At 72.8% G+C, this 24,519-nt stretch carries 25 protein-coding genes and 2 tRNA genes; 21 read left to right on the top strand and 6 right to left on the bottom strand.

Features of this window, described 5'->3' with window-relative positions; all coding sequences use genetic code 11:
* Positions 1–43: 43 nt before the first annotated feature.
* The 10 genes from AC2YHB_RS01555 (at position 44) to AC2YHB_RS01600 (ending at position 9,988) form a co-directional block, all read left to right on the top strand.
* Positions 44–1,684, top strand: coding sequence for an amidohydrolase (locus AC2YHB_RS01555; RefSeq protein ID WP_257026885.1), 1,641 nt, complete (start codon positions 44–46; stop codon positions 1,682–1,684).
* The gene (locus tag AC2YHB_RS01560; RefSeq protein ID WP_179649366.1) at positions 1,681–3,081 is read left to right on the top strand and encodes an NAD(P)/FAD-dependent oxidoreductase; all 1,401 of its coding nucleotides are present in this window, start codon (positions 1,681–1,683) and stop codon (positions 3,079–3,081) included. The genes AC2YHB_RS01555 and AC2YHB_RS01560 overlap by 4 nt, the downstream gene beginning before the upstream one ends.
* Positions 3,078–3,449 carry a cupin domain-containing protein gene (locus tag AC2YHB_RS01565; RefSeq protein WP_179649368.1) on the top strand — a complete coding sequence of 124 codons (372 nt, stop codon included), beginning with the start codon at positions 3,078–3,080 and terminating at the stop codon, positions 3,447–3,449. Before AC2YHB_RS01560 ends, AC2YHB_RS01565 begins: the two co-directional genes overlap by 4 nt.
* The gene (locus tag AC2YHB_RS01570) at positions 3,446–5,071 is read left to right on the top strand and encodes an ABC transporter substrate-binding protein (protein WP_179649370.1); all 1,626 of its coding nucleotides are present in this window, start codon (positions 3,446–3,448) and stop codon (positions 5,069–5,071) included. The genes AC2YHB_RS01565 and AC2YHB_RS01570 overlap by 4 nt, the downstream gene beginning before the upstream one ends.
* Positions 5,072–5,073: 2 nt before the next feature.
* Entirely contained in the window at positions 5,074–6,024 is a 951-nt protein-coding gene (locus AC2YHB_RS01575; protein WP_179649372.1) for an ABC transporter permease, read from the top strand.
* Entirely contained in the window at positions 6,021–6,902 is an 882-nt protein-coding gene (locus AC2YHB_RS01580) for an ABC transporter permease (RefSeq protein WP_179649374.1), read from the top strand. Before AC2YHB_RS01575 ends, AC2YHB_RS01580 begins: the two co-directional genes overlap by 4 nt.
* A complete protein-coding gene (locus tag AC2YHB_RS01585) occupies positions 6,899–7,900 on the top strand; it encodes an ABC transporter ATP-binding protein (protein WP_179649376.1) in 1,002 nt (333 codons plus the stop codon). The genes AC2YHB_RS01580 and AC2YHB_RS01585 overlap by 4 nt, the downstream gene beginning before the upstream one ends.
* On the top strand, positions 7,887–8,735 hold the full coding sequence (locus tag AC2YHB_RS01590) for an ABC transporter ATP-binding protein (RefSeq protein WP_179649378.1): 849 nt from the start codon (positions 7,887–7,889) through the stop codon (positions 8,733–8,735). Before AC2YHB_RS01585 ends, AC2YHB_RS01590 begins: the two co-directional genes overlap by 14 nt.
* 32 nt (positions 8,736–8,767) lie before the next feature.
* Positions 8,768–9,517 carry a 4'-phosphopantetheinyl transferase family protein gene (locus tag AC2YHB_RS01595; RefSeq protein ID WP_179649380.1) on the top strand — a complete coding sequence of 250 codons (750 nt, stop codon included), beginning with the start codon at positions 8,768–8,770 and terminating at the stop codon, positions 9,515–9,517.
* Positions 9,518–9,709: 192 nt separating this feature from the next.
* The gene (locus AC2YHB_RS01600) at positions 9,710–9,988 is read left to right on the top strand and encodes a hypothetical protein (RefSeq protein ID WP_179649382.1); all 279 of its coding nucleotides are present in this window, start codon (positions 9,710–9,712) and stop codon (positions 9,986–9,988) included.
* An 18-nt stretch (positions 9,989–10,006) separates the two neighbouring features.
* Here the strand turns inward: AC2YHB_RS01600 and AC2YHB_RS01605 are convergent.
* A tRNA-Arg gene (locus AC2YHB_RS01605) sits at positions 10,007–10,079 on the bottom strand.
* Positions 10,080–10,379: 300 nt separating this feature from the next.
* On the opposite strand from AC2YHB_RS01605, the gene AC2YHB_RS01610 reads away from it, so the two are divergent.
* Both AC2YHB_RS01610 and AC2YHB_RS01615 read left to right on the top strand, forming a co-directional pair.
* The gene (locus AC2YHB_RS01610) at positions 10,380–11,657 is read left to right on the top strand and encodes an LCP family protein (protein ID WP_179649384.1); all 1,278 of its coding nucleotides are present in this window, start codon (positions 10,380–10,382) and stop codon (positions 11,655–11,657) included.
* A gap of 14 nt (positions 11,658–11,671) precedes the next feature.
* Entirely contained in the window at positions 11,672–11,857 is a 186-nt protein-coding gene (locus AC2YHB_RS01615; protein ID WP_179649386.1) for a hypothetical protein, read from the top strand.
* Positions 11,858–12,149: 292 nt separating this feature from the next.
* On the opposite strand, the gene AC2YHB_RS01620 is transcribed toward AC2YHB_RS01615, so the two are convergent.
* From AC2YHB_RS01620 to AC2YHB_RS01630, 3 genes are all read right to left on the bottom strand, one after another.
* On the bottom strand, positions 12,150–12,524 hold the full coding sequence (locus AC2YHB_RS01620) for an MscL family protein (RefSeq protein ID WP_036550430.1): 375 nt from the start codon (positions 12,522–12,524) through the stop codon (positions 12,150–12,152).
* A gap of 59 nt (positions 12,525–12,583) precedes the next feature.
* Positions 12,584–13,246, bottom strand: a complete 663-nt coding sequence (locus AC2YHB_RS01625) for an SAF domain-containing protein (protein WP_179649388.1) — start codon at positions 13,244–13,246, stop codon at positions 12,584–12,586.
* Positions 13,247–13,312: 66 nt separating this feature from the next.
* Positions 13,313–13,651 carry an FmdB family zinc ribbon protein gene (locus AC2YHB_RS01630; RefSeq protein ID WP_179649390.1) on the bottom strand — a complete coding sequence of 113 codons (339 nt, stop codon included), beginning with the start codon at positions 13,649–13,651 and terminating at the stop codon, positions 13,313–13,315.
* 123 nt (positions 13,652–13,774) lie between these two features.
* On the opposite strand from AC2YHB_RS01630, the gene AC2YHB_RS01635 reads away from it, so the two are divergent.
* The gene (locus AC2YHB_RS01635; RefSeq protein ID WP_257026886.1) at positions 13,775–16,474 is read left to right on the top strand and encodes a penicillin acylase family protein; all 2,700 of its coding nucleotides are present in this window, start codon (positions 13,775–13,777) and stop codon (positions 16,472–16,474) included.
* Between the two features lie 3 nt (positions 16,475–16,477).
* On the opposite strand, the gene AC2YHB_RS01640 is transcribed toward AC2YHB_RS01635, so the two are convergent.
* Positions 16,478–17,068: a 5-formyltetrahydrofolate cyclo-ligase gene (locus tag AC2YHB_RS01640; RefSeq protein WP_179652294.1), complete on the bottom strand. Its 591-nt coding sequence runs from the start codon at positions 17,066–17,068 to the stop codon at positions 16,478–16,480.
* A gap of 32 nt (positions 17,069–17,100) precedes the next feature.
* On the opposite strand from AC2YHB_RS01640, the gene AC2YHB_RS01645 reads away from it, so the two are divergent.
* The 8 genes from AC2YHB_RS01645 to AC2YHB_RS01680 all read left to right on the top strand — a co-directional run bounded on the left by AC2YHB_RS01645 (position 17,101) and on the right by AC2YHB_RS01680 (position 23,106).
* Entirely contained in the window at positions 17,101–18,504 is a 1,404-nt protein-coding gene (locus AC2YHB_RS01645; RefSeq protein ID WP_036550436.1) for a UTP--glucose-1-phosphate uridylyltransferase, read from the top strand.
* The gene (locus tag AC2YHB_RS01650) at positions 18,497–19,660 is read left to right on the top strand and encodes a molybdopterin molybdotransferase MoeA (protein WP_179649392.1); all 1,164 of its coding nucleotides are present in this window, start codon (positions 18,497–18,499) and stop codon (positions 19,658–19,660) included. Before AC2YHB_RS01645 ends, AC2YHB_RS01650 begins: the two co-directional genes overlap by 8 nt.
* 15 nt (positions 19,661–19,675) lie before the next feature.
* Positions 19,676–20,146 carry a cyclic pyranopterin monophosphate synthase MoaC gene (gene moaC / locus AC2YHB_RS01655; protein ID WP_036550439.1) on the top strand — a complete coding sequence of 157 codons (471 nt, stop codon included), beginning with the start codon at positions 19,676–19,678 and terminating at the stop codon, positions 20,144–20,146.
* Positions 20,143–20,622, top strand: a complete 480-nt coding sequence (locus AC2YHB_RS01660; RefSeq protein WP_036550441.1) for a MogA/MoaB family molybdenum cofactor biosynthesis protein — start codon at positions 20,143–20,145, stop codon at positions 20,620–20,622. The genes moaC and AC2YHB_RS01660 overlap by 4 nt, the downstream gene beginning before the upstream one ends.
* A complete protein-coding gene (locus AC2YHB_RS01665) occupies positions 20,619–21,296 on the top strand; it encodes a GNAT family N-acetyltransferase (RefSeq protein ID WP_242530499.1) in 678 nt (225 codons plus the stop codon). The genes AC2YHB_RS01660 and AC2YHB_RS01665 overlap by 4 nt, the downstream gene beginning before the upstream one ends.
* 102 nt (positions 21,297–21,398) lie before the next feature.
* The gene (sepX, locus tag AC2YHB_RS01670) at positions 21,399–22,307 is read left to right on the top strand and encodes a divisome protein SepX/GlpR (protein WP_179649393.1); all 909 of its coding nucleotides are present in this window, start codon (positions 21,399–21,401) and stop codon (positions 22,305–22,307) included.
* 136 nt (positions 22,308–22,443) lie between these two features.
* On the top strand, positions 22,444–22,959 hold the full coding sequence (locus AC2YHB_RS01675) for a hypothetical protein (RefSeq protein ID WP_179649394.1): 516 nt from the start codon (positions 22,444–22,446) through the stop codon (positions 22,957–22,959).
* Positions 22,960–23,030: 71 nt separating this feature from the next.
* Positions 23,031–23,106 (top strand) — tRNA-Ala (locus AC2YHB_RS01680).
* Between the two features lie 85 nt (positions 23,107–23,191).
* On the opposite strand, the gene AC2YHB_RS01685 is transcribed toward AC2YHB_RS01680, so the two are convergent.
* The gene (locus tag AC2YHB_RS01685) at positions 23,192–24,364 is read right to left on the bottom strand and encodes a tyrosine-type recombinase/integrase (RefSeq protein WP_487353308.1); all 1,173 of its coding nucleotides are present in this window, start codon (positions 24,362–24,364) and stop codon (positions 23,192–23,194) included.
* Positions 24,365–24,519 lie beyond the last annotated feature (155 nt).

A 24,519-nucleotide genomic window follows, 5' to 3' on the forward strand; every position in this document is an offset into this window, starting at 1 on the left:
GACCCAGCCCACATCGACGCGGGTCCGGACGCGGAGGACACCCTTGAGCAAGCACGCCGATCTCCTGTTCGCCGGTGGCGCGGTCCACCTCGGCAACGCCGCGCGCAGCCGCGCGAGCTCCGTCGCGGTGCAGGGCGAGCGGATCGTCGCCGTCGGGCACGACGAGCTCCGCGAGCTGGTCGGTCCGCGCACCGAGGTGGTCGACCTCGCCGGGCGCCTGCTCGTGCCGGGCTTCCAGGACGCGCACGTCCACCCCGTCGGCGCCGGCATCGAGCTCGGGCAGTGCGACCTGACCGGGACCGTCGACCCGGAGGAGTACCGCCGCCGGATCGCCGCGTATGCCGCCGCCCACCCCGACCGCCCGTGGATCACCGGTGGTGGCTGGTCGATGGAGAGCTTCCCCGGGGGTGCCCCCGACCGAACGTTCCTCGACGCGATCGTGCCGGACCGGCCGGTCTACCTCGCCAACCGCGACCACCACGGCGCGTGGGCGAACAGCCGCGCGCTCGAGCTCGCGGGCATCGACGCCGGCACCCCCGATCCCGTCGACGGCCGGATCGAGCGTGACGCCGGCGGCGTACCGACGGGCATGCTGCAGGAGGGAGCGATGCACCTCGTCGCGGCGGTCGTCCCCGAGACGACCCGCGAGGAGAAGCTGGCCGGCCTGCTCCGCGCGCAGGAGGTGCTCCACTCCGTCGGCATCACCGCCTGGCAGGACGCGCTCGTGGGTGCCAATCCGGTCATGGGTGACGCGGCCACCGCGTACGCCGACGCCGTGGCGCAGGACGCGCTGACCGCCCGCGTCGTCGGCGCCCTCTGGTGGAGCCGCGACCGCGGGGGCGAGCAGATCGACGACCTGCTGGCCGCGCGCGAGCAGCTCACGCGGGGTCGCTTCCGCGCGACGAGCATCAAGATCATGCAGGACGGCATCGCCGAGAACCACACGGCGGCGATGATCAGTCCCTACGGCCCGGGGTGCGGTTGTCGCGACGCCGGGGACCACCGGGGGCTCTCGTTCGTCGACCCGCAGGCCCTCAAGGAGTACGTCGTCGCGCTGGACGCGCACGACTTCCAGGTCCACTTCCACGCCCTCGGCGACCGCGCCGTCCGCGAGGCGCTGGACGCGATCGAGGCAGCGCGCGAGAAGAACGGCCCCAGCGACGGCCGGCACCACCTCGCCCACCTGCAGGTCGTCCACCCCGAGGACGTCGCCCGCTTCCGCCGGCTCGGTGCGAGCGCCAACATCCAGGCCCTGTGGGCGGCACACGAGCCGCAGATGGACGAGCTCACGATCCCGTTCCTCGGCCCGGAGCGCTCGGCGTGGCAGTACCCGTTCGGCTCGCTGCTCCGGTCCGGCGCGACCCTCGCCGCCGGCAGCGACTGGCCGGTCAGCAGTCCCGACCCGATGCTCGCGATCCACGTCGCCGTCAACCGGGTCGAGCCCGGCACCGACAACCCGGTCTTCTACGCCGAGGAGCGGATCGACCTCGGGAGCGCGCTGGCGGCGTACACGTCGGGGACGGCGTACGTGAACCACCTCGACGACACCGGGACGATCGCGGTGGGCAACCTGGCCGACCTGGCCGTTCTCGACCGCGACCCGTTCGACGGGCCTGCGGCGGACATCTGGGACACGCACGTGGAGCAGACCTTCGTCGGCGGCCAGCGGGTGTTCGCGCGATGACGGGCACCCTGCTCGACGACGCCCCGGCACGGGCCCTGGCCGGCGCCGCGCCGGTGCCCTTCTGGCTGGACGACGTGGACCGGCCGGCCGCCCGTGGCCGGCTGGACGGCGACCTCGCCTGCGACCTCGCGATCGTCGGTGGCGGCTACTCCGGGCTCTGGACGGCCCTGCGGGCCAAGGAGCGCGACCCGGGCCGCGACGTCGTGTTGCTCGAGGCGGACCGAATCGGAGGCGCCGCCAGCGGACGCAACGGCGGCTTCTGCGAGGCCAGCCTGACCCATGGCGAGGCCAACGGGCGCCGTCGCTGGCCGGACGAGGCCGACCGGCTCGAGGAGCTCGGCCTGACCAACCTCGACGAGATCGAGGCGACCCTCCAGCGCTACGGCATCGACTGCGACTTCCGGCGCACCGGCCAGCTCGCGGTGGCCACGGAGGCGCACCAGGTCGAGGAGCTGCGGGCCGAGGCCGACGGCACCACGACGGTGTTCCTCGACGAGGCGGCCGTCCGGGCCGAGGTCGCCTCGCCGACCTATCTCGCCGGGCTGTGGAGCAAGGACACCTGTGCCACCGTCGACCCCGCCCGGCTGGCGTGGGGCCTCGCCGAGACCGCCGAGAGGCTCGGCGTCCGTATCGTCGAGGGCACCGCGGTCCGGCGGATCCGCCGCAGCGGCGGCCAGGTCGCGGTCGAGACCGCGCACGGGACGGTGCGTGCGCACCAGGTCGCGCTCGGCACCAATGCCCACCGGCCGCTGCTACGCCGGCTCCGACTGGCGACGGTGCCGGTCTACGACTACGTGCTGATGACCGAGCCACTGTCCGACGCACAGCTCGCGTCGGTCGGCTGGGCCCACCGGCAGGGCCTCGCCGACTGCGGCAACCAGTTCCACTACTACCGGCTGACCGCGGACAACCGCATCCTGTGGGGCGGGTACGACGCGATCTACCACTTCGGACGCAAGGTCCGGGCGACGTACGACCAGCGGCCGGCGACCTTCGAGGTCCTCGCCCAGCACTTCTTCACGACCTTCCCGCAGCTCGCCGGCATCCGGTTCACGCACCGCTGGGGCGGGGCGATCGACACCTGCACGCGCTTCTGCGCCTTCTTCGGCACCGCGTACGGCGGCCGCGTGGCCTACGCGCTGGGCTACACCGGCCTCGGGGTCGGCGCGACGCGCTTCGGCGCCGACGTGATGCTCGACCTGCTGGCGGGCGAGGACACCGAGCGGACGCGACTCGCGCTGGTGCGCCGGCGACCGCTGCCGTTCCCGCCGGAGCCGGTCGCGTGGATCGGCATCCAGGTCACCCGCTGGTCGCTCGCGCGGGCCGATGCCCGCGGTGGCCGGCGCAACCTGTGGCTGCGCCTGCTCGACCGCCTCGGCCTCGGGTTCGACTCGTGAGCCGGCTGCTCGGGTCGGTGCACGAGCTCGCGTGCGACGACGACGTCCCGCCGGGCGAGGAGGTCCTCGACGGTTCACCCACGGCCGCCGTCGCCGAGCTGGGGACGGTCGGCGGTGCCGAGGTCGGGATCTGGGAGATGACACCCGGGACCGCCCGCGACGTCGAGGCCGACGAGCTCTTCGTCGTGGTCTCCGGCCACGCCACCGTCACCTTCGACGACGACGAGGTCGTCGAGCTCCGTGCCGGCTCCGTCGTCCGCCTCGCCGCCGGCGACCGCACGACGTGGGTCGTCCACGACACCCTCCGCAAGGTCTACGTCACCCCTCGGGACCCGCAGCATTCCGTCGTACAAGGAGAGATCCCGTGACCCGCAACAACCTCGTGCGCGCCGGCGCACTGCTCCTGGCCTGCTCGGTCGCCGCCGTCGGGTGCGGGCGCTCGGCGGACGACCCGTCCACCTCCCGCACGGCGGGCGACCTCAGGCCGACGACCGCGGCGGCGACCAAGGACGCGGACGCGATCACCTGGGCGGTCTACCGCGACGTGCAGACGATCGACCCGCTCTACGTCTTCGACTACCCCGACAACACGGCCCTCACGCTCTTCTGCGAGTCGCTGCTGCGCACCCAGCCGGACGGCACGATCGCCGACGGGATCGCCTCGCTGTCGCGCACGGACCCGACCACCGTCGTGCTGGACGTCAACGCCGACGCGACCTTCTGGGACGGCAGCCCGGTCACCGCCGACGACGTCGTCTACAGCCTCGAGCGGCAACGTGACCCCGAGCTCGGCGGCTTCTACGGCCAGGCCTTCAGCCGGGTCGACACCATCGAGGCCACCGGGGACCGCCAGGTGACCCTCACCCTGAAGCAGGCCGACTACTGGCTCGACGGCGAGCTGGCATCGGTGCCCGGCATCGTCGTGCAGAAGAAGTACGTCGAGGCGAAGGGCGCCGACTACGGCACCCCGTCCGGCGGCGTCATGTGCTCGGGTGCCTACCGCTTCGACTCCTGGTCGCCCGCCTCCGGCGTGGTCGCCGTCCCCAACGACGACTACTGGGGAGAGGCCGACGCGCGGGTCGCGAAGATCACCGTCAAGGGCGTCGTCGACGAGGCGGCGCTCACCTCGGCCCTGATCGCGGGCGAGATCGGCGGCACCTACCCGCCGGCGATCTCCACCCTGCCGGTGCTCGAGGACAACGACGCGGTCACCGTCACCCAGGGCCCGGGCTACGCCACGGCCGCGCTCGTCATCAGCAACCTGAAGGGCACGCTGGGCGACGTCAAGGTGCGCCAGGCCCTGTCCCTCGCCCTGGACCGCGACGGCATCGTCGAGAACGTCTACCACGGTGCGGCGACCGACGCCCGCTGGCTGGCCAACCCCGGCACCTTCGCCTCGGCGCGCGAGACCTACCAGGCGGCGTACGACGACAGCCCGGCGCTGGAACAGGACCTCGACAGGGCGAAGGCGCTCGTCGAGGAGGCCGGCGCGAAGGGCCGGACGATCACGATCGGCATGTCCTCGGCGATCCCGGACATCGCCTACACCGCCGGCGCCTTCAGGACGGCCGCCGAGAAGATCGGCCTCGAGGTGGAGTTCGAGTCGGTGTCCGCCGACGCGTTCATCAACTTCTTCATCGACCCCAAGGCGCGGGAGGGGGTCGACGCCTTTCCGACTGTCACCTACGGCGACTACGCCGACCCGGCGGCACTGTCGGCGACGGTCGTGCTGCCCGACGGGGCGCAGAACTACTCCGGCTTCGACGACCCGGAGGTCACCCGGCTGATGGAGGAGGCACGCGGCACCGAGGACGCCGAGGCCCGCGCCGAGCTCGTCATCGAGGCGCAGCAGCGCACGATGGAGCTGCTGCCGTGGATCCCGACGGCCCAGCCGAACGCGGTCGTGGTCACCGGCAAGGACCTGACCGGGGCCGTGTCCTCCTTCGCCTACATGTCCGCCCCGTGGGCCGAGCACCTCGGAGCGCGCTGACCATGCGGATCGGATACCTGTTGCGCCGGGTGGCGATGCTGGCGGTCACGCTCCTCGTCGCCAGCTTCGCGATCTTCACGGCGACCTACCTCGCGCCGGGCAACCCGCTCGCGGCGCTGTCGGGCGGCAAGTCGCTGTCGCCCGAGGCCCAGGCGGCGCTCGAGCAGCGCTATCACCTCGACGAGCCCTTCCTGGCGCAGTACGGCCACTGGCTCGCCGGTGCGCTGCGCGGCGACCTCGGGGTGTCCATCCCGCTGCACGAGGACGTGTCCTCGCTGATCGCTGACCGCGCGCTGATCACCCTCACCCTCGTCCTGTACGCAGCCCTCCTCATCGTGGTGATCGGCATCGGCCTCGGCCTGCTCGCCGGCCTCCGCCCGGGCTGGATCGACTCGTCGGTGCTGGTGGTCTCGTCGATGGCGGCGGCGGTGCCCGCCTTCGTGGCGGCCATCGTGCTCACCGCGGTGTTCGCCGTGTCGCTCGGCTGGTTCCCGACCATCGGCGCCGGGGAGGGCTTCGTCGGCCGGCTCGAGCACCTCACCCTGCCGGCCGTCGCGCTGGCCCTCTCGTCGGTCGCCGTCGTGGCCCGGGTGACCCGGACGGCCATCCGCGAGGAGGTCGCCCGCGAGCACGTGCAGACCGCGATCAGCCGCGGGATCCCGCAGCACCTCGTCGTGACCCGCCACGTGCTGCGCAACGCGGCCATTCCGATCACGACGGTCACCGGCGTCACGGTCGCGAGCCTGATCGCGCTGTCGTCGGTCGTGGAGACGTCCTTCGGGCTCAACGGCCTGGGGCAGTACCTCGTGAAGTCGGCGCAGTCGAAGGACATCGCCGTGGTGCAGGGCATCTCGCTCGTCCTCGTCGTGGCGTTCGTGCTCGTCAACGTCGTCGTCGACGCGCTGTACGCCGTCCTCGACCCGCGGGTCCAGCTCGGGGCGCGTGCCGCATGAGCGTGGCAGCAGCGGCACCGGCCGCCAACGCGGGCGCGGTCACCGCGCCCCGGCGCCGGGGCCGGCGCGGCCTCGGGCCGACCGGACGCATCGCGGCGGGCGTCGTCGTGCTCGCCACGGTGGTGGCCGTCGTCGGTCCCTGGGTCACGCCGGACGACCCCAACGCGGCCGACCTCGCCCAGGCCTGGATCGCGCCGGGAGGCGGCCACCTGCTGGGCCTGGACGTGCAGGGCCGGGACGTCCTGTCGCGGCTCCTCGCCGGCGCGCGCTCCTCGATGCTCGGGCCGCTGCTGATCGTCGTGCTCTGCATGGTGATCGGCTCCCTGCTCGGCCTGGTCTCCGCCTGGCGCGGCGGCATGGTCGACACCACGGTCGGGGCCGGCCTCGACATCCTCTTCGCCTTCCCCGGCGTGCTCCTGGCCGCGCTGACCGCCGCCGTCTTCGGGGCCGGCCTGTGGGCGGCGGTGCTCGCGATGGCGGTGGCGTACACGCCCTTCGTCGCGCGGATCCTGCGCAGCGCGATGCTCAAGGAGCGCAGCCAGCCCTACATCACCGCGCTGGAGGTGCAGGGCCTCGGCGCGACCGCGATCTGCGTGCGGCACCTGCTGCCCAACGTGTTCCCGTTCATGGTCGCCCAGGCGTCGATCCTCTTCGGCTACGCCGTCCTCGACCTCGCCGTCATCTCCTACCTCGGCATCGGGGTGCAGCCGCCGGACCCGGACTGGGGCGTGATGATCTCCGAGAACCAGTCGGGCATCCTGCTGGGCTACCCGTTGCCCGCGTTGTGTGCCGGAGCGTGCATCGTCGCGGTGGTCGTCGCCATGAACGTCCTCGGGGAGCGCCTCCTCGAGCGCGCGGAGAGGAAGGGCGGCCGATGAGCGCGCCACTGCTGCAGGTCGACCACCTCGGCCTCGACCTGCCGGTCCGGGGCGAGCACCGCACGGTCCTGCGCGACGTGTCGTTCACGGTCGGGGCGGGCGAGGCGGTGGGCCTGGTCGGCGAGTCGGGGTCCGGTAAGTCCATGACCGTCCGGGCGATCGACCGGATCCTGCCGAAGGGTGCTGTCCAGCGGGGCACCGTCTGCTTCGACGGCCAGGACGTCGGCGCCCTGTCCGGCACGGCCTTGCGGACCTATCGCGCCGAGGTGGCGGTCGTCTTCCAGGACCCGCGGGTGCACATCAACCCGGTGCGCCGGGTCGGCGACTTCATGACCGAGGTGCTGCGGACCAATCGCGGTGTCGGGCGCCGTGAGGCCGCCGAGCGCGCCGTGGCGATGCTCGCGAGGGTGGGCATCCCCGACGGCGAGCGCCGGCTCGGGCAGTTCCCGCACGAGCTGTCCGGCGGCCTGCTGCAACGCGTCATGATCGCCAGCGCACTGCTCACCGAGCCGCGGCTGCTGCTCGCCGACGAGCCGACAACGGCGCTCGACGTCACCACGCAGGCCGAGATCATGGGACTGCTCGACGAGCTGCGCCGCGACCTGGGCCTGTCGATCCTGTTCATCACCCACGACCTCGACCTGGCCGCCGCCTGCTGCGACCGGACGGCCGTCATGTACGCCGGCGAGATCGTCGAGCTGCGCGCGTCGCGCCTGCTGCACGACGACCCCCTGCACCCCTACACGGCGGCGCTCGCGGCGGCGCGGCCGTTGCTGGACCGCCGGATGGAGGAGCTGGCCGCCATTCCCGGCCGGCCGCTGTCCGCGCTCGAGGCACCCGCCGGTGCCTGTGCCTTCGCCGCGCGTTGCCCGCACCGCGAGGACGCCTGCACGGCGTCCGCCCCCGGCCTGGTCGAGATCGACAGCGGAGCGGCCCGGTGCCTCCGGGCGGACGCGCTCCGTGGCGTCCTGGGAGGAGCCCCGCATGTCCGTCACTGAGGTCGAGGAGGAGGAGCGGGCCGTCGACGTACCCGTGCTCGAGGTCCGTGGCCTGCGCAAGGAGTTCGGTGGCGTCGTGGCGGTGGAGGACGTGTCCTTCACCCTGCGCCGCGGCGGCTCGCTCGGGATCGTGGGGGAGTCGGGGTCCGGCAAGACCACGATCGCGAAGATGGTCACCGGCCAGGAGCGACCGACGGCCGGCTCCGTCACGGCGTGCGGGCGCGACCGGTCGACGCCGTCGCGCCGAGGCGCCGAGCGCCGTCGCCGGGGGAGCGAGGTGCAGATCGTCTTCCAGGACCCGTACTCGAGCCTCGACCCGCGCCAGCCCGTGGACCGCGCGATCGACGAGGTGCTGCGTCTGCACCGGCCGGACTGGACCCCGGCGCAGCGCACGGCGCGGGTCGCCGAGCTCGTGGGCATGGTCGGCCTCGACGAGCGCCAGGGCAGTGCCCTCCCGCGGGCCCTCTCGGGCGGCCAGCGGCAGCGGGTCGCGATCGCCCGTGCGCTCGCGGCCGAGCCGGAGGTGCTGATCCTCGACGAGTCGGTCGCCGCGCTGGACGTCTCGATCCAGGCGCAGGTCCTGAACCTGCTCATCGACCTCCGCCGCCGGCTCGGCATCAGTTATGTCCTGATCAGCCACGACCTCGCGGTGGTCCGCCAGCTCACCGACACGGTCGTGGTGATGCACCGTGGCATCGTGGTCGAGCGCGGCAGCACCGAGGACGTGCTGGACGATCCCCAGCACGAGTACACCCGGCGGCTGCGGGCCAGCGTGCCGACGCCGGGCTGGGACCTCGCCGAGGTACGACGGGCGCTCCACCGGGCCCCGGAGTGACGCCGACCACCTCCTTGTTAGCCTCGGAGACGATGAGTCGCGACGTGGCGGAGGCGGAACCGGATCGATCGGCGATCCCGGTGGAGCCCGCAGTGCTCGGCTCCCTCCTCGACGCGCCGGAGCCGCGCGCGGAGGCCGGGGTCGGCCTCGGCGTGTGGCGGATGGAGACCGCGCGCTTCGGCGACCACGAGCTCGAGCTCGGCGCCGGGTGGCTCGACGAGGCGGAGCGGGAGCGGGCGTCGTCGTACGTCCGCGCGGAGCTGCAGCGGGCCTACGTGCTCGCCCACGCGGCCGCGCGCCTGGTCGTGGGCGCCACGACCGACACCCCGCCGGAGAAGGTCGTCTGGGGCCGCCATGCCTGCCCCGGCTGCGGTGAGCCGCACGGCCGGCCCCGGGCGGAGGGCGCGCCGGTGGAGTTCTCGCTGTCGCACACGCCGGGTCAGGTGCTGATCGCCGTCGCCGACGTGCCCGTGGGCGTCGACGTCGAGCGTCATCCCGACGACCCGGTCGCGCTGGCCGGCCTGCTCCACCCGCGGGAGACCGACGAGATCAGCGCCGCCGCGCACGGGACCCTCGACGGGGGTCGTGCGACGGTCCGGTTCACCCGCGCCTGGTCGCGCACGGAGGCCTACCTCAAGGGCATCGGCATCGGGCTGGGCCGTGACCCACACCTCGACTACCTCGGCACCGACGACGCCCCCGGCCGCACCATCGGACCGTGGGTCGTGCGGGACGTGGCCGTGCCCGAGGGGTACGGCGCCGCGGTGGCCGTGCTCGGCTGAGCCTGCCGAAATCCTCGCGCTCAGCGCCGCGCGATGGCCACCACGGCCATCGTCAGCACGAGGGCCCACATCACCAGCGCGGCTGTCCACATGATCGTCACACCCGTAGAGACGCGCGGGAGCCGGATTCGGTTGCATGCCCTGGCGTCGGCGATGGGGGACTCTGCCCACCCCCGTCGGATACTTGCCGACGTGGTGAGCTTCCTCCTGTCGGTCACGTTCGCGTGCGGTGTGGTCATCGCGGTCGCGCACGTCATCAACGCCCGCTTCATCGCGCCCGTGTACGACGTCGTGGCCAACCTGGTCGCGTTCGTCTCCGCCGTCGCGGCGTCGGTGATGCTCGGCCACTGGATCCCGGCGGGGCTCTCGAGCCTCGCGGTCGTGTGCTGGCTGGGGCTCGCGCGGCGCACCTGGCGTGCGCTCCGCAACCGGGACGCGGCGCCGGCCGGGGAGCGGGTCAGCGCCCACTGAGTCGTCGGACGCGAAGGGTGCCCCCGGTAGGAGTCGAACCTACGACCTTTCGCTTAGGAGGCGGCTGCTCTATCCACTGAGCTACGGGGGCTCGGCGAACCATCTTGTCAGGACCGGGCGCGTCGGGCCGAGTCGGGGCGGGCCGGACGATTCGCCGCGCGGCGGGGTGAGCGGCGAGAATGGTGTCCATACCACGGACCCGGCTTGGCCGGGACCGTACGGTGGGTGCGGCGCGTGAGCGTCGTACGGCAGCTGACTCGGCAGCGCGTTGAGTTCCACTGACCACGTTCCGCCCCGAGGCGGCCGCACGACCAGGTGATTGATGACGCAGGTAGCTCCTCCCCGGCCCACGCCGGGAGGTCCCCGTGAGCCCGGTAGCCGGGCTCGCCGCGTGTCGACCTCCCGTCCGGTACGACGCACCCGCGGCACGCGTGTCGCGGGCCGGCGCAAGCGGCCGCAGCCCGGCAAGGTGGTCTTCAAGGTCATCATCTCGAGCCTGCTGGGGCTGGGCCTGCTCACCGGCGTCGGCGTCGTGGCGCTCTACAACAACCTCAACGGCAACATCCAGCACGAAGAGGTCGACGCGCAGCTGAAGAACCGGCCCGACAAGGAGGCGGTGGCGGGTCCGCAGGAGCCGCTCAACGTCCTGGTCATGGGCTCGGACACGCGCTCCGGCGAGGGCAACGGCATCGACGGCGAGGCCGGCGGCGGTCTCTCCGACACCACCATCCTGTTCCACCTCTCGGCCGACCGGACGTTCGCCTACGGCATCTCGATCCCGCGCGACAGCGCCGTGATCCGGCCGACCTGCTACGACCACGACGGCAAGGAGATCGCCGGCAGCGGCGGCTACGTGAAGTGGAACGAGGCCTACGCCTCGGGTGGCCCGGCCTGCACGATCCAGCAGTTCGAGCAGCTCTCGCGCGTGCGCATCGACAACTACGTCGTCGTCGACTTCAACCAGTTCAAGGACATGGTCAATGCCCTCGACGGCGTCGAGGTCTGCATCCCCGAGGACATCGACGACCCCAACCACGACGTGCACCTCGAGGCCGGCACCCGCGAGATCAAGGGCAAGGAGGCGCTGACCTACGTCCGCGCCCGCTACCGCATCGGCGACGGCACCGACCCCAACCGCACCCGCCGCCAGCAGGCCTTCATCGGCTCGATGATCAACAAGGCGCTCACCGCCGGCATGCTGGCCCGCCCGGACCGCCTGATCCGGTTCATGAACGCCGCGACCTCCTCGCTGCAGACCGACTTCGACGGCATCGCCGAGATGGCCGACATCGCACTCACCGCGAAGGGCATCGGCGCCGACAACATCAAGTTCGTCACGACGCCGTGGGTGTACTCCGACAAGGTCAGCGCCGGCATCGAGTGGACCCCCGAGGTCGACAAGCTCTGGCGCCTGGTCCGCAAGGACAAGCCGCTGACCTCGGAGTTCCTCAAGGACGCGCTCAGCGCCGGCGACAAGCCCGACGGCACGCCGTCGGCCGGCGGTTCGGGCTCGGCGAGCGACAAGGCGAGCGACAAGGCCAGCGATTCCGCCAGCGGAAGCGCCTCCGGCGGTGCGACGGGTGGCGCCACCGACACCGCGACCGACGGTACGACGAACGGCTCGGACGGCCTCTCCGACGAGGGCCGCGCCGCCGCCGGCCTCTGCTGAGGGACCCGACTGCCATGGCCGACACCCGCGATCCGGACGAGCCGGAGTGGAAGCGCAAGCGCCGCCTCGCCGCGATCTTCGGCGACGTCGAGCCCTCGGTGACCTCCGACGAGAAGGACGACGCCCGACCTGAGGCGGCCCGTGAGTCCGCCTCGGAGAAGTGGCTGAAGGAGCAGGTGCCGCCCCACCACGGCCAGTGAGCGGGTGTCCGGTGTCGGCCCGGTCGGACGTCGGGCGGCGAGGGTTGCGTCATGCGAAGCGGTCGTCCGAGCGCTCGGTTCGTATGACGTCCCGGGCCTGGTCCGTGGCGGCGAGGGTTGCGTCATGCGAAGCGGTCGTCTGGGCGCTCGGTTCGTATGACGTCCCGCCGACGTTGCCGGCGTGCGCACCGCGAGGCGGAGGATCTCGGTCGAAAACGAGCGGTGCCGCCCCACCACGGTCAGTGATGGAGCGGCACCGGGAGTGCTGCGGGCCGGCGTTGCCGGCCGGGGATCAGCGGTTCTGGAGCGAGTCGCGGATCTGGGTGAGCAGGACGATGTCCGGGGCCTCGGCCTCGGGCTGGTCCGGGAAGAAGCGCTCCTTCGCCTTCGTGTACGGCGTCACGACGAGGAAGTACACGATCGCGGCGAGGATCACGAAGGAGATCACCGCGGTGATGAAGGTGCCGATCGGGATGCCGACTCCGTCGCTGTCCTTCCAGATGACGACGCTGTCGAAGTTGGGGCTGCCGCCGAAGATCCGCGACACGAAGCCGAGGAGAACGTCGGTGAAGGTCTTGACGACGACCGCGAACGATGTGGCCATGATGAAGGCAACGGCCACGTCGACCAGGTTGCCCCTGAGCAGGAACTTCTTGAACCCGTCCATGTGATCTCTCCTCTTTCCGAGACTTCCGCGTAGTGAGCGTGCTACGACTGCGAAGCAACCTAACTGCGACGCCATGTATAAGTCACGTAGGCAGCAACGGACGCGGACGTGACCTGATACACGTCCTCCTGGGCCAAGCCCACCACCACCAGGCGCCCCGGCAGGGCACCGTCCCCGGCGTGGCGCGCGTCGGGAATCGCCAGCACCAGCGCGTCGTCGGCCAGGGGCTCGGCGGTCCCGGCCTGCGGATCGGTCGCCACCAGCGTGATCCGGTCGCCCACCGTGAGCAGCGCGGCCTGCCCCGCGTCGGACAGTCGCACGGGCAGCGCGACCGTGCCCGGGGGCTGCGCCGAGGCGAGCCCCTCACCGACCAGGCGGACGTCGGTGACCGGCTCCCCTGCCCGGAGCGGGGCCGCCAGCACCCGTCCCTCGGGGTGCCCCTCCGCCCCCTCCGGTACGACGCCGGGCGGCACCTCCGCGTCCACGAGGTCGTCGTCGGTGAGGACGTGGCCGGCGGGCAGGTCGCGGGCGGCGACCCGCAGGCCGGTGCTCGCCGGTGGTGGCGGCGCGAGGGTGTGCAGCGCGGCGGCGACCGCCCCGGCGGCCAGCAGGACCGCGAGCGGCCGGCGCCGGCGGAGCACGCGGCGTCGTACCCGGGTCAGGGTGTCGGCGACGCGGTGCCGCAGCGGGCGGGGCGGGCGGGGCGGGGTGGACGGAGCCATGCCCGCGACGCTAGGTCGTGGCGCGACCGCGTGCAGCGGTCATCCACAGGCCCCGAGCCGCAGGCCTCAGGCGGGGGAGGCCGCCGCGCCGGTCGAGCTCGACGAGGAGCTGCTCGACGAGCTGCTCGACGAGGAGCTGCTGGACGAGCTGCTCGAGGAGTCGGAGGACGACGAGCTGGACGAGCTGTCGGACGAGGTCGACGCGGCCGGCGTCGTCGACGTGCTCGAGGAGCGGCTGTCGGTCTTGTAGAAGCCGGAGCCCTTGAAGACCACGCCGACGGAGTTGAACACCTTGCGCAGCACGCCGTTGCACTCGGGGCAGACGGTCAGGGCGTCGTCGCTGAAGCTCTGGACCTGCTCGAACGCGTGGCCGCACTCGGAGCAGCGGTACTGGTAGGTGGGCATCGGTGGACTCCGTGGTGATGCGTGTTGGCACTCTCGACTGTCGAGTGCCAATGATACGTCACGCCCACAGGAGGGTGGGCATTCGCCGCGACGCAGGGACCACCCGGCACAATGGCGCCCACCATGGTGGACGGAACCAGCAGCACCGACGACGCGCCCGCCGCGTCCCCGCTCCAGTCCCGCGAGGCCACGACGGACCTGACCCGCCGGGGCTTTCGCGCCTGGTCGGGCCCCCTGCGCTGGATGGCCGGCATCGCCGTCCTCCTGGCGCTGGCGCTGGTCGCCGGGCTCGTCACCGCGGTCGTCGTGGTCCGCCGCCCGTGGCCGCAGACCAGCGGCGAGATCGAGCTGTCCGGCCTCGAGGGCGAGGTCGAGGTGGTGCGCGACGACGCCGGCATCCCGCAGGTCTACGCGGACTCGATGCACGACCTGATGATGGCCCAGGGCTTCGTCCACGCGCAGGACCGCTTCTTCGAGATGGACGTACGACGCCACGCGACCGCCGGGCGGCTGTCGGAGCTGTTCGGCGAGGACGGCCTGGAGAGCGACCTGGTGGTGCGCACGCTCGGCTGGCGGCAGGTCGCGGAGCAGGAGCTGACCATGCTCCGCCCGGCCACCCGCAGCGCGCTCGACGCGTACGCGGAGGGCGTGAACGCGTGGCTGGCGGGCCGTTCGACGTCCGAGATGGCGCTCGAGTACACCCTGCTCGGCATCACCGGCCTCGACTACACCCCCGAGAAGTGGAGCGCCGTCGACTCGATCGCCTGGCTCAAGGCGATGGCGTGGGACCTGCGCGGCAACCTCGAGGAGGAGATCGGTCGCGCGCTGACCGCCGCCGCGGTCGGGACGGAGGCGAGCGCGGAGCTCTACCCGTCGTACCCCTTCGAGAAGCACGCGCCGATCGTCGAGCAGGGCGGCCTGCTCGGCGACGTGTTCGACCAGGACGTCGAGCCCTCCGGGTCCGACCTGCTGCGGCGTCCCGCGCCGGGCGGGCGGCGTACCGTCGCCGCGCTCGCCGGCGTGCGCTCCGTCCTCTCCGGGGTGCCGGCGCTGCTCGGCAGCGGCGACGGGATCGGCAGCAACAGCTGGGTCGTCGACGGCGAGCACACCGCGACCGGTGCGCCGATCCTCGCCAACGACCCCCACCTCGGCATCTCGCTGCCCGGTGTGTGGACCCAGGTCGGGCTGCACTGCCGCACGGTGTCCACCGAGTGCCCGATGGACGTCGCCGGCTTCAGCTTCTCCGGCGTCCCCGGCGTCGTGATCGGCCACAACGCCGACATCGCGTGGGGCTTCACGAACCTCGGCCCCGACGTCACGGACCTGTACGTCGAGCGCGTCTCCGGCGACACGTGGCAGTCCGGTCGCAAGGAGCTCCCGCTGACCACCCGCGACGAGACGATCGAGGTCCGTGACGGCGACCCGGTGGACATCACCGTGCGGTCCACCGACCACGGGCCCCTGCTGACCGACCTGGTCGACCTCGACGAGGAGCTCGACGCCGTCGACCTCGCCGACGACGACGGGCTCGTCGAGCAGGCCGACGACGTCGCGCGGGCCGACACCGCCGCGCCCGGCGACGGCTGGGACGTCGGGGTCTCGCTCGCGTGGACCGCGCTCCAGCCGCACCCCACCGCCGATGCGCTGCTGGCGCTCGACATGGCGAGCGACTGGGAGTCCTTCCGTGCCGCGCTCAGCGACTTCGCCGTGCCCGGCCAGAACGTCGTGTACGCCGACCGCGAGGGCCACATCGGCTACCAGGCGACCGGCCTGGTGCCGATCCGCAGGGCCGGCAACGACGGGCGCACGCCCGCCGCCGGCTGGGAGCCGGACACCGCGTGGACCGGCCGCTTCGTCCCGTACGACGCCCTGCCCAACGTGCTCGACCCCGAGTCCGGGATCATCGCCACCGCCAACCAGGCCGTCATCGACCCGCGCCGCTACCCGCCGCACCTCACCGACGACTGGGACCAGGGCTACCGCTCCACCCGGATCAACGAGCTGCTCGACGCCGACGACGAGCTGAGCGTCGCCAAGATGGGGGCCATCCAGCTCGACGACTGGAGCGCGATCGGCGAGGCGCTGACGCCGTACCTCCTCGAGGTCGACCTGCCCCGCGGCTACTACTCCGACGGCCAGAGGCTGCTGCGCTCGTGGAACTACCGCCAGGGCCCCGACAGCGCGGCTGCCGCCTACTTCAACGTGGTGTGGCGCCAGGTGCTCGAGCGGACCTTCGCCGACGAGCTGCCCGCGGCGCTCGAGCCGGACGGCGGCGACCGCTGGTTCACGGTCGTGGCGCGGATCCTGCGGCGCGCGTCGAGCCACTGGTGGGACGACGTCGAGACCGACGACGTCGTGGAGGACCGCGACGACATCCTGCGCGAGGCGATGATCGCCGCGCGCGACGAGCTCACGGCCCGGCAGTCGCCCAACGCCGACGAGTGGACGTGGGGCGCGCTGCACGAGCTCGAGCTCCGCTCGGCCACCCTCGGCGAGTCCGGCATCGGCATCGTCGAGCGGCTGTTCAACCGCGGCGGCTGGGAGGTCGGCGGTGGGGGATCGCTCGTCGACGCGACCGGCTGGGACGCGCGGGAGGGGTACGACGTCGTGACCGCCCCGTCGATGCGGATGGTCGTGCCGATGGACGACCTCGACGCCGCGACGTGGATCAACCTCACCGGCGTCTCCGGGCACGCCTTCCACCCGCACTACACCGACCAGACCGACAAGTGGGCCCGCGGCGAGACCCTGCCCTGGGCGTTCTCGGAGGATGCGGTCCAGGACGCCGGCGAGGACGTCCTCACCCTCACCCCCGGCGGCTGAGCGTCAGAAGCGGGTGATCCCCGACGGCGTGGCGGCCGCGCTGACCGGCCGGTCGTGCGGCTCCGCGGGTACGACGGGGAGCCGCTCGTCGTCGTACAGGAGCACGCAGGTGAAGGTGCCCACCGGCACGCGACCCAGCGCGCGGTCGTAGGAGCCGCCGCCGCGACCGAGCCGCAGGCCGTCGGCACCGACGGCGAGGCCGGGCACGAGGACCGCGTCGCACGTCGCGACCGCCTCGACCCCGAGCGGGGTGGTCACCGGTTCCAGCAGGCCGCGCCGGGCCGGGGCCAGCGAGCCCGGCCCCGTGTACGGCGCCCAGTCGAGGTCGTTGTCGGGCAGCAGCACCGGCAGGACGACCCGCTTGCCGGCGGCGACCAGCCGGTCGAGCAGCTCGGTCGTGCCGGGCTCGCCGCCGACGGAGACGTAGCAGGCGACACTGGCCGCTCGTCGTACCTCCGGGGCGTCGAGCAGGGCGTCGGCGATCGCCCTGGCGGCGGCCCCGACCTCGGCGAGCGGCCGCCGGCGGCGGGCCGTGAGGAGCTGGTCACGGACTGCCAGCTTGCTGATCGCACCGTGGCCGGTTTGCCCATCCATCACGAAGCAAGCCTACGATCGGAAACATGGGTATGAGTGGCCGCAGCAGCGGCCTGGAGATGGCACGGGCGAAGATGGCCGATGCCGGGGTCGACCCCGTCGCGATCGAGACGTTCGCGCACTACTACCGGCTCCTCGAGCACGGCGAGACCGGGATGATCCCCGAGTCGAGCATCGAGCCGGTCGACATCGAGAGCCTGGCCGACGCCGAGGTGGCCGACGACGTCGCCGCGGACGCCATCGGCAAGACGGTGGCCATCAAGCTCAACGGCGGCCTCGGCACGTCGATGGGGATGGAGCGCGCGAAGTCGCTGCTCTGCGTGCGCCGCGGGCTGTCCTTCCTCGACATCATCGCCCGGCAGGCGCTCCACCTCCGCGCGGAGTACGACGCCCGGCTGCCGCTGATCTTCATGAACTCCTTCCGCACCTCGGCCGACACGCTGCACGCGCTGGGCCGCTACGACGAGCTCGCGGTGGGGGACCTGCCGGTCGAGTTCCTGCAGAACAAGGAGCCCAAGCTCCTCGCCGACTCGCTCAAGCCGGTGGAGTGGCCCAAGGAGCCCGAGCTGGAGTGGTGTCCGCCGGGGCACGGCGACATCTACACGGCGCTGCGCGGCACCGGCCTGCTCGACCGGCTGATCGCGGAGGGCTACCGCTACGCCTTCGTGTCGAACTCCGACAACCTCGGCGCCGTCCCCGCGCCGCGGGTGGCGGGCTGGTTCGCCGCGTCGGGTGCTCCGTTCGCGATCGAGGCGGTCCGTCGTACTCCCTCGGACAAGAAGGGCGGCCACTTCGCGCGCCGCAAGGCCGACGGCCGGCTGGTGCTGCGCGAGACCGCGCAGACGCTGCCCGAGGACCGCGAGGCGCTGGCCGACCTCAGCCGCCACCGCTTCTGCTCGACCAACAACATCTGGTTCGACCTGCGGGCGATGAAGGCGACGCTCGACGCCCGCGACGGCGTCCTCGGACTCCCGCTCATCCGCAACGAGAAGAATGTCGACCCGGCCGACCCGGACAGCCCGAGGGTGATCCAGGTCGAGACGGCCATGGGCGCCGCGATCGAGGTCTTCGAGGGGGCGCGGCTGATCGAGGTCGGCCGCGACCGGTTCATCCCGGTCAAGACGACCAACGACCTGCTGGTGCTGCGCTCCGACGTGTACGAGATCGGCGCCGACTTCGCGCTGACCCAGATCGCGGCCGACGTCCCGTACGTCGAGCTCGACGCCGACCACTACCAGGTCGTCGGAGAGTTCGACAAGCGCTTCCCCGAGGGTGCGCCGTCGCTGGCGAAGGCCTCCTCGCTGAAGGTCGAGGGTGACTGGACCTTCGGCCACGGCGTCCAGGTCGTCGGCGACGTGGAGCTCGACGGCCGCGGGGCGCAGCGCGTTCCCGCCGGTGAAGTCCTCTCGGGGGACGCCAGCGGGTCGGATGCCTGACCCCTCGGTCGCCGACCACCGGCGCCGCGTCGAGCAGGCGATCACCCGGCTGGCGCCGGTCGAGGTGCCGTTGGCGCAGGCTCGCGGACGCGTGCTGGCGGCCGACGTGACCGCCGTGCTGTCCGTCCCGCCGTTCGACCACTCCGCCATGGACGGCTTCGCCGTCCGGGCGGCCGACGTCGCTGCCGTACCGGTCGAGCTGCCGGTCGCCGGTGTCGTCGCCGCGGGCGACCCGGTGACCCCGCTGGAGGCGGGTACGGCGATCCGGATCATGACAGGGGCCGAGGTGCCCCCCGGGGCGGACCTCGTGGTCCCGTTCGAGTGGACGACCGGCACCGACCCCGTGCGGGTCCTGCAGACGGCCGCTGCCGGCCGGCACATTCGTCGTGAGGGCGAGGACGTCGCCGCCGGCGAGGTGGCGCTGAGGGCCGGGAGCGTGGTCGGCGCGGCGCAGCTCGGCCTGCTGGTCTCGACGGGGCACGCCAGCGTGCTGGTCCACGCACGCCCGCGCGTCGGCATCGTGTCGACCGGCGCGGAGCTGGTCAACGGCAGCGTCCCCGACAGCAACTCGGCCACCCTCGCCGCCGCGGCCGCCGGCCTCGATGCCGACGTCGCCTGCTTCGGACCCGCCCCCGACGACCCCGACGGCTTCCTCGTCCAGCTGCGCGAGGCGGCGGCGGTCTCCGACCTCGTCGTCACGACCGGCGGCGTCTCGGCCGGCGACCACGACGTGGTCAAGGCCGCGCTGCGCGACGTCCCCGGCTTCTGGTTCGGCCCGGTGGCGATGAAGCCCGGCCGGCCCCAGGGCTTCGGCGTCCTCGACGTCGACGGCCGGCAGGTTCCGGTGCTCTGCCTGCCGGGCACGCCCGTCGCGGCGTACGCGTCCTTCCTCCTCTACGGCAGCCGCGCCGTGGCTGCCCTCGCCGACCCCGGTCGCATCGAGGTCCGCCTCGCCCGGCTGGCCGTCCCGGTCCAGGCGGGGGACCGCACGGTTCTCCTGCCGGGGGTCTACGACGAGAATGGCCACGTCGTGCCCCTGCCGGGCCACGCCGGCCACTCGCAGCGGCTGCTCGCGACGGCCGAGGTGCTGCTGGTCGTGCCCCCGCGCGAGCAGGAGATCCCGGCGGGCGAGGCGATCGAGGTCCTTTCCCTGTGAACCCAAGGAGCGGTGATGGCTGACCGGCTGACCCACGTCGACGAGACCGGCGCTGCCCGGATGGTCGACGTGTCGGCGAAGGACGTGACGACCCGGGTGGCCCGTGCGTCCGGCCGGGTGCTCGTCTCGCCCGAGGTGGTCGCGCTGCTCCGGGGCGAGGGCGTGCCCAAGGGCGATGCGCTGGCCGTCGCCCGGATCGCCGGGATCATGGGCGCCAAGCAGACGCCGGCGCTGATCCCGCTGTGCCACCCGCTCGCCGTGTCCGGCGTCAAGGTCGACCTGTCGGTCGCCGACGACGCCGTCGAGATCGAGGCGACGGTGAAGACCACCGACCGCACCGGCGTCGAGATGGAGGCGCTCACCGCCGTGTCGGTCGCCGCGCTCACCGTCGTCGACATGGTCAAGGCCGTCGACAAGGGCGCCGTGATCACCGACGTGCGGGTGGAGTCCAAGTCGGGGGGCAAGTCCGGGGACTGGGCCCGATGAGCGGTCTCCCCGCCGTCGTCGTCGTTGCGTCCAACCGCGCCGCCGCCGGCGTGTACGACGACACGACCGGCCCGCTGATCGTGGAGGCCCTGCGGTCGTGGGGCTTCTCCGTCGGTGAGCCGGTGGTGTGCCCGGACGGCGAGCCGGTCGGCCTCGCGATCGCGGCAGCCGTCGACGGCGGCGCCCGGGTGGTGCTCACGACGGGCGGCACCGGGCTCACCCCGACCGACCGCACGCCCGAGGTGACCCGGCCGCTGCTCGACCGGGAGGTGCCCGGCCTGGCCGAGGCGATCCGGGCCGCGGGTGTCGCGAAGGGCGTGCCGACCGCCGTACTCTCGCGCGGGCTGGCGGGCGTCGCCGGCAACGCCCTCGTCGTCAACCTGCCCGGCTCACGCGGGGGAGTGAAGGACGCGCTCGCCGTGCTCGAGCCGGTGCTGGTGCACGCGGTCGAGCAGGTCGTGGGGAGCGACCATTGAGCACCGGTGCGGCGAGCGGGGCGAAGGAGGGGCCGCGCGAGCGGATGGTCGTGGGCGTGCCCGGCCGGGCCTGGCCCAACGAGCTGATCTCGGGCACCCACCCCGTCGTCCGGCTGCGGCCGATCAGCAGGCGCGACGCGAAGGCGTGGCGCTCGGCCCGCCGCCGCAACGCCCTGTGGCTGGCCCGCTGGGACGCGACGGCGCCGCCGGGTGCGGATGCACGGCCGATGACCTTCCGGGCGCTGGTGAAGCGGCTGCGGCGCTCGGCCCGGCAGGGCACGACCTTCCCGTTCGTGGTGGAGGTCGACGGCCGGTTCGCCGGCCAGGTGAGCGTCAACAACATCGTGCGCGGGTCCGCGCAGTTCGCGTCGGTGGGCTACTGGATCGACCAGGAGTTCGCCGGCCGCGGCGTCATCCCGCGCGCGGTCGCGATGGTGATCGACCACAGCTTCTTCACCGCGGGCCTGCACCGGATCGAGATCTGCATCCGCCCCGAGAACACCAACTCGCTGCGGGTCGTGGAGAAGCTCGGCATCCGCGAGATCGGCTACGCGCCGCTGTTCCTGCACATCGACGGCGAGTGGCGCGACCACCGGATCTTCGCGGTGACCCGTGAGGAGGCGCCGCGCGGGGTGCTGGTCCGGCTGGAGTCCCCGGAGGCCGGATCCTCGTGATCCCCGCCCGGTGACGCCGAATCACATCCGTCACACCAATCAATCTGTGACACACCGATGGACATGCGCCCCACTTTGAGTTAACGCTCCTAACCTCTCGGTGTGGACCTGAGCGCGCTGATCTTCGTCGCACTGGCGGTGGCCTGGGCGGTCTACCTCGTGCCGAAGGCGCTCAAGTACCACGAGGAGGACTCCGCCAACCGCTCCGTCGACGGCTTCTCCGACCGGCTGCGGGTGCTCGCCCGGCGCGAGGCCGTCTCGGCCTCCGCGGCCGAGCTCGTCCCGGCCGGCCGCAAGCCGTCCACCGCGCGCGTGGAGGAGTCCGTCGAGGAGCCCGCAGCCCCGGCCGAGCCGGAGGTCGCGCACGACGAGGAGCCCGCGGCGCCCACCCCTGCGCCGCGTGCCCCGCGTCCGGCCCTCGCCCGCCGCCTCGCCGCCCGTCGTGCGGCCGAGCGCCGGCGCCGGGTCTTCAACGTCCTGCTCCTGCTCAACCTGGTCGTCGCCGGCCTCGGCATCGGCAAGGTCATCGGCCTGGCCTGGATCGCGGCCCCCGTGGCCCTGCTGGTGGCCTGGCTGGTCGCCTGCCGGCTGATGGTCCGTCGCGAGCGGGCTGCCCGCGCGGCCGCGAACCGCCGGCGCCGTCGTACCCTCGCCGACGAGGCGATCGCCGCCGAGGACGCCGAGACCGACGAGGTCGCCGACGAGCCGGCCGAGGTCCTCGGCGAGCTCGACGCCGACGACAACACCGACGAGATCCCGGCCGTCACCGCCGCCCTGCTCGAGGAGGAGCCGGTCGTCGACGGGTGGACGCCGGTGCCGGTCCCGCTGCCGACGTACGTCGCCAAGGCGCCGGCCGGTCGCACGGTCCGCACCATCGACCTCGACTCCACCGGCGTGTGGAGCTCCGGGCGCAACGAGGCCGACTCCCAGCTCGCCCGCGAGGCCGACGCCCAGCGCGCGCAGGCCGACGCGGACGCCGCGGCCGACGAGCGCCGCGCCTCCGGCTCCTGACCCGATCCGCTCGCACCACCCGTCTCCCGGACGGGTGTCCGGGTAACTCCTGGGTCCGCGAGGCCGCGTCACGCACCGGCCCCTCGCGGCTGCGGCCGGGATCCACCCGGCCGCCCGAGCTTGGGAGTTGATCCGCATGACGCAGGACAGCAGCGGCGCACAGCAGGCGCAGGACGCTGACGACCAGCGCGCGTACGGCGGCGAGCCCGTCGGCCAGGCCGACGAGGAGCAGGCGCAGCGCGAGGAGCTCGAGTACGGCGACTCCAGCACCGCCGTCTCACCGGACACCCAGTTCAGCGACCCCGGCGAGATCGGCGACGACGGCGAGCAGGCGTTGTCCTCCCAGGGCCAGTCGACGACGTGGCACGACCCCGCCAAGCCGCGGGGGAGCTCGGACGTCGACCAGGGACCGCACGGCGACGAGATGCCGCGCCCGCCCGGCACCGCCGACGAGGACCGCAACCCCGACCAGGCCGACGCCTTTGCCGGCACCACCGACGGCGACCAGGACGCCGAGCCCCCGACCTCCGGCTACGGCGAGCAGCCCGAGGTCGTCTCGGGCGACGACGTCGACGGCGAGTCGGCCGGCGAGACGTCGTACGGCGACGACCAGGACGCCGCTCCTTCGCAGGCTCCGTACGAGCAGCAGTGACCGGCTGACGCCGGAGAGGGGATCCGGATTCGGCTGCGCTCGGGGCGTGGTGCTAACGTTTCCCCTCGCTTGGGGGTGTGGCGCAGTTGGTAGCGCGTCTCGTTCGCAATGAGAAGGTCAGGGGTTCGAATCCCCTCACCTCCACCACAGCAGCTTGAACCGGCAGGTCGCCTCTGACCTGCCGGTTCTCGCCTTTTCGGATCTGTCGCGCCTGGGCTTCCACGGACGGGATTCACCGGATCGGGCCGTCTCGCTTACCCCCGGCGTACCCCCGGCCCGTGGGGGAGCCGCGGAGCGCCTCCCGGGTGCTCCGGCCGAGGCGGTTAGACGCCTCTGTCTCGAGCTCGGCTCTCGGGGCGGGCCCACGGGTGGGGTCGTTCAGCCGATCCAGTCCGGCTTGGTCCGCCGAGGTGCCGAGGAAGTGCAGGTAGCGGTTCGTGGTCGCGATCGACTCGTGCCCCATCCACGCCTGCACGGTGCCGGGGTCCACCCCGCGGGCCAACCAGAGGCAGGCAGCGGTGTGGCGCAGGTCGTGGATCCGCCGGCCGCCCGCGGTCTGGTCCCACTTCACCGTGCGCAGCACCGCGGTGCGGTGCAGCTGCGCGCCGCCGCCGGTGGTGATCAAGAGGTCGGTCGGCTCTTTGCCCTCGGCCATGCGTTGCACGATCGGCAGGATGCGATCGGCCACCGGCACCCGACGACCGCGGCGGCCCTTGGTGGCCTTGACCGCGCCGCCCTCGGTCTGCGAGCGCCGCACCAGCAACCCGGGCGTGGGTACGTCGACCACGTCCTCGACCAGCACGGAGCGCGCCTCCCCCCACCGCATCCCGGTCCACCCGAGCACCAGCAGGACGTCGGCCAGGTGCGGGTCGCGTGCCTTCCAACGATCGTAGGTGGCCTCGAGCTCGGCCTCGGTCCACGGCCGCATCTCAGTCGGCTCCTCCGAGGACCGGGGCACCTTCGTCGCGGTCACTGGATTGCGCACGACTGCCTTCTCCCGCACGCACCACGCGAAAAACGTCGACAGGCTGGCGCGGTACCGCACCACCGAGCGCTCACTGAGCCCCCGCTGGATCAACGTCTCGAACGACCGCGCGATCTCCCGCTCGGAGACCGCCCCAACCTGCATCGCCTGCATGCTCGTCGGCACCAACCGCTGCAGGGCCTGGTCGCTGCGGTACGTCTTCGCCGCGACCGTGAACTCCCGGACGACCAACCACTCCTCGAGCAGCGTTCGGACCGGCCGGCGCCCAGCCCGCGGATCGATACCGCCGTCGAGCGCTGCCTTCTCCCGCGCCAGCCAGTCGCTCGCCTCCCGCTTGGTGTCGAACGTACGGCTCGCAACGAACTGCCGCCCGCTCTTCAACCGAGCCCGGAACCGACCGCCCGAGGTCTTCTCGATCATGACCGCTGCCGGCTGATGGTCATGACGCCCGCGCGAGCCACTGCTCGACGTCGCTGCGGCGGTACCGGGGACAGGTCGACGTCATCCACGTCACCCGTGGACCCATCCCTCGCTGCCGCCACCGGCACAGCGTCGACTCCGACACCCGGATCCAC

It is taken from the genome of Nocardioides sp. SRI_004, from assembly GCF_057586415.1.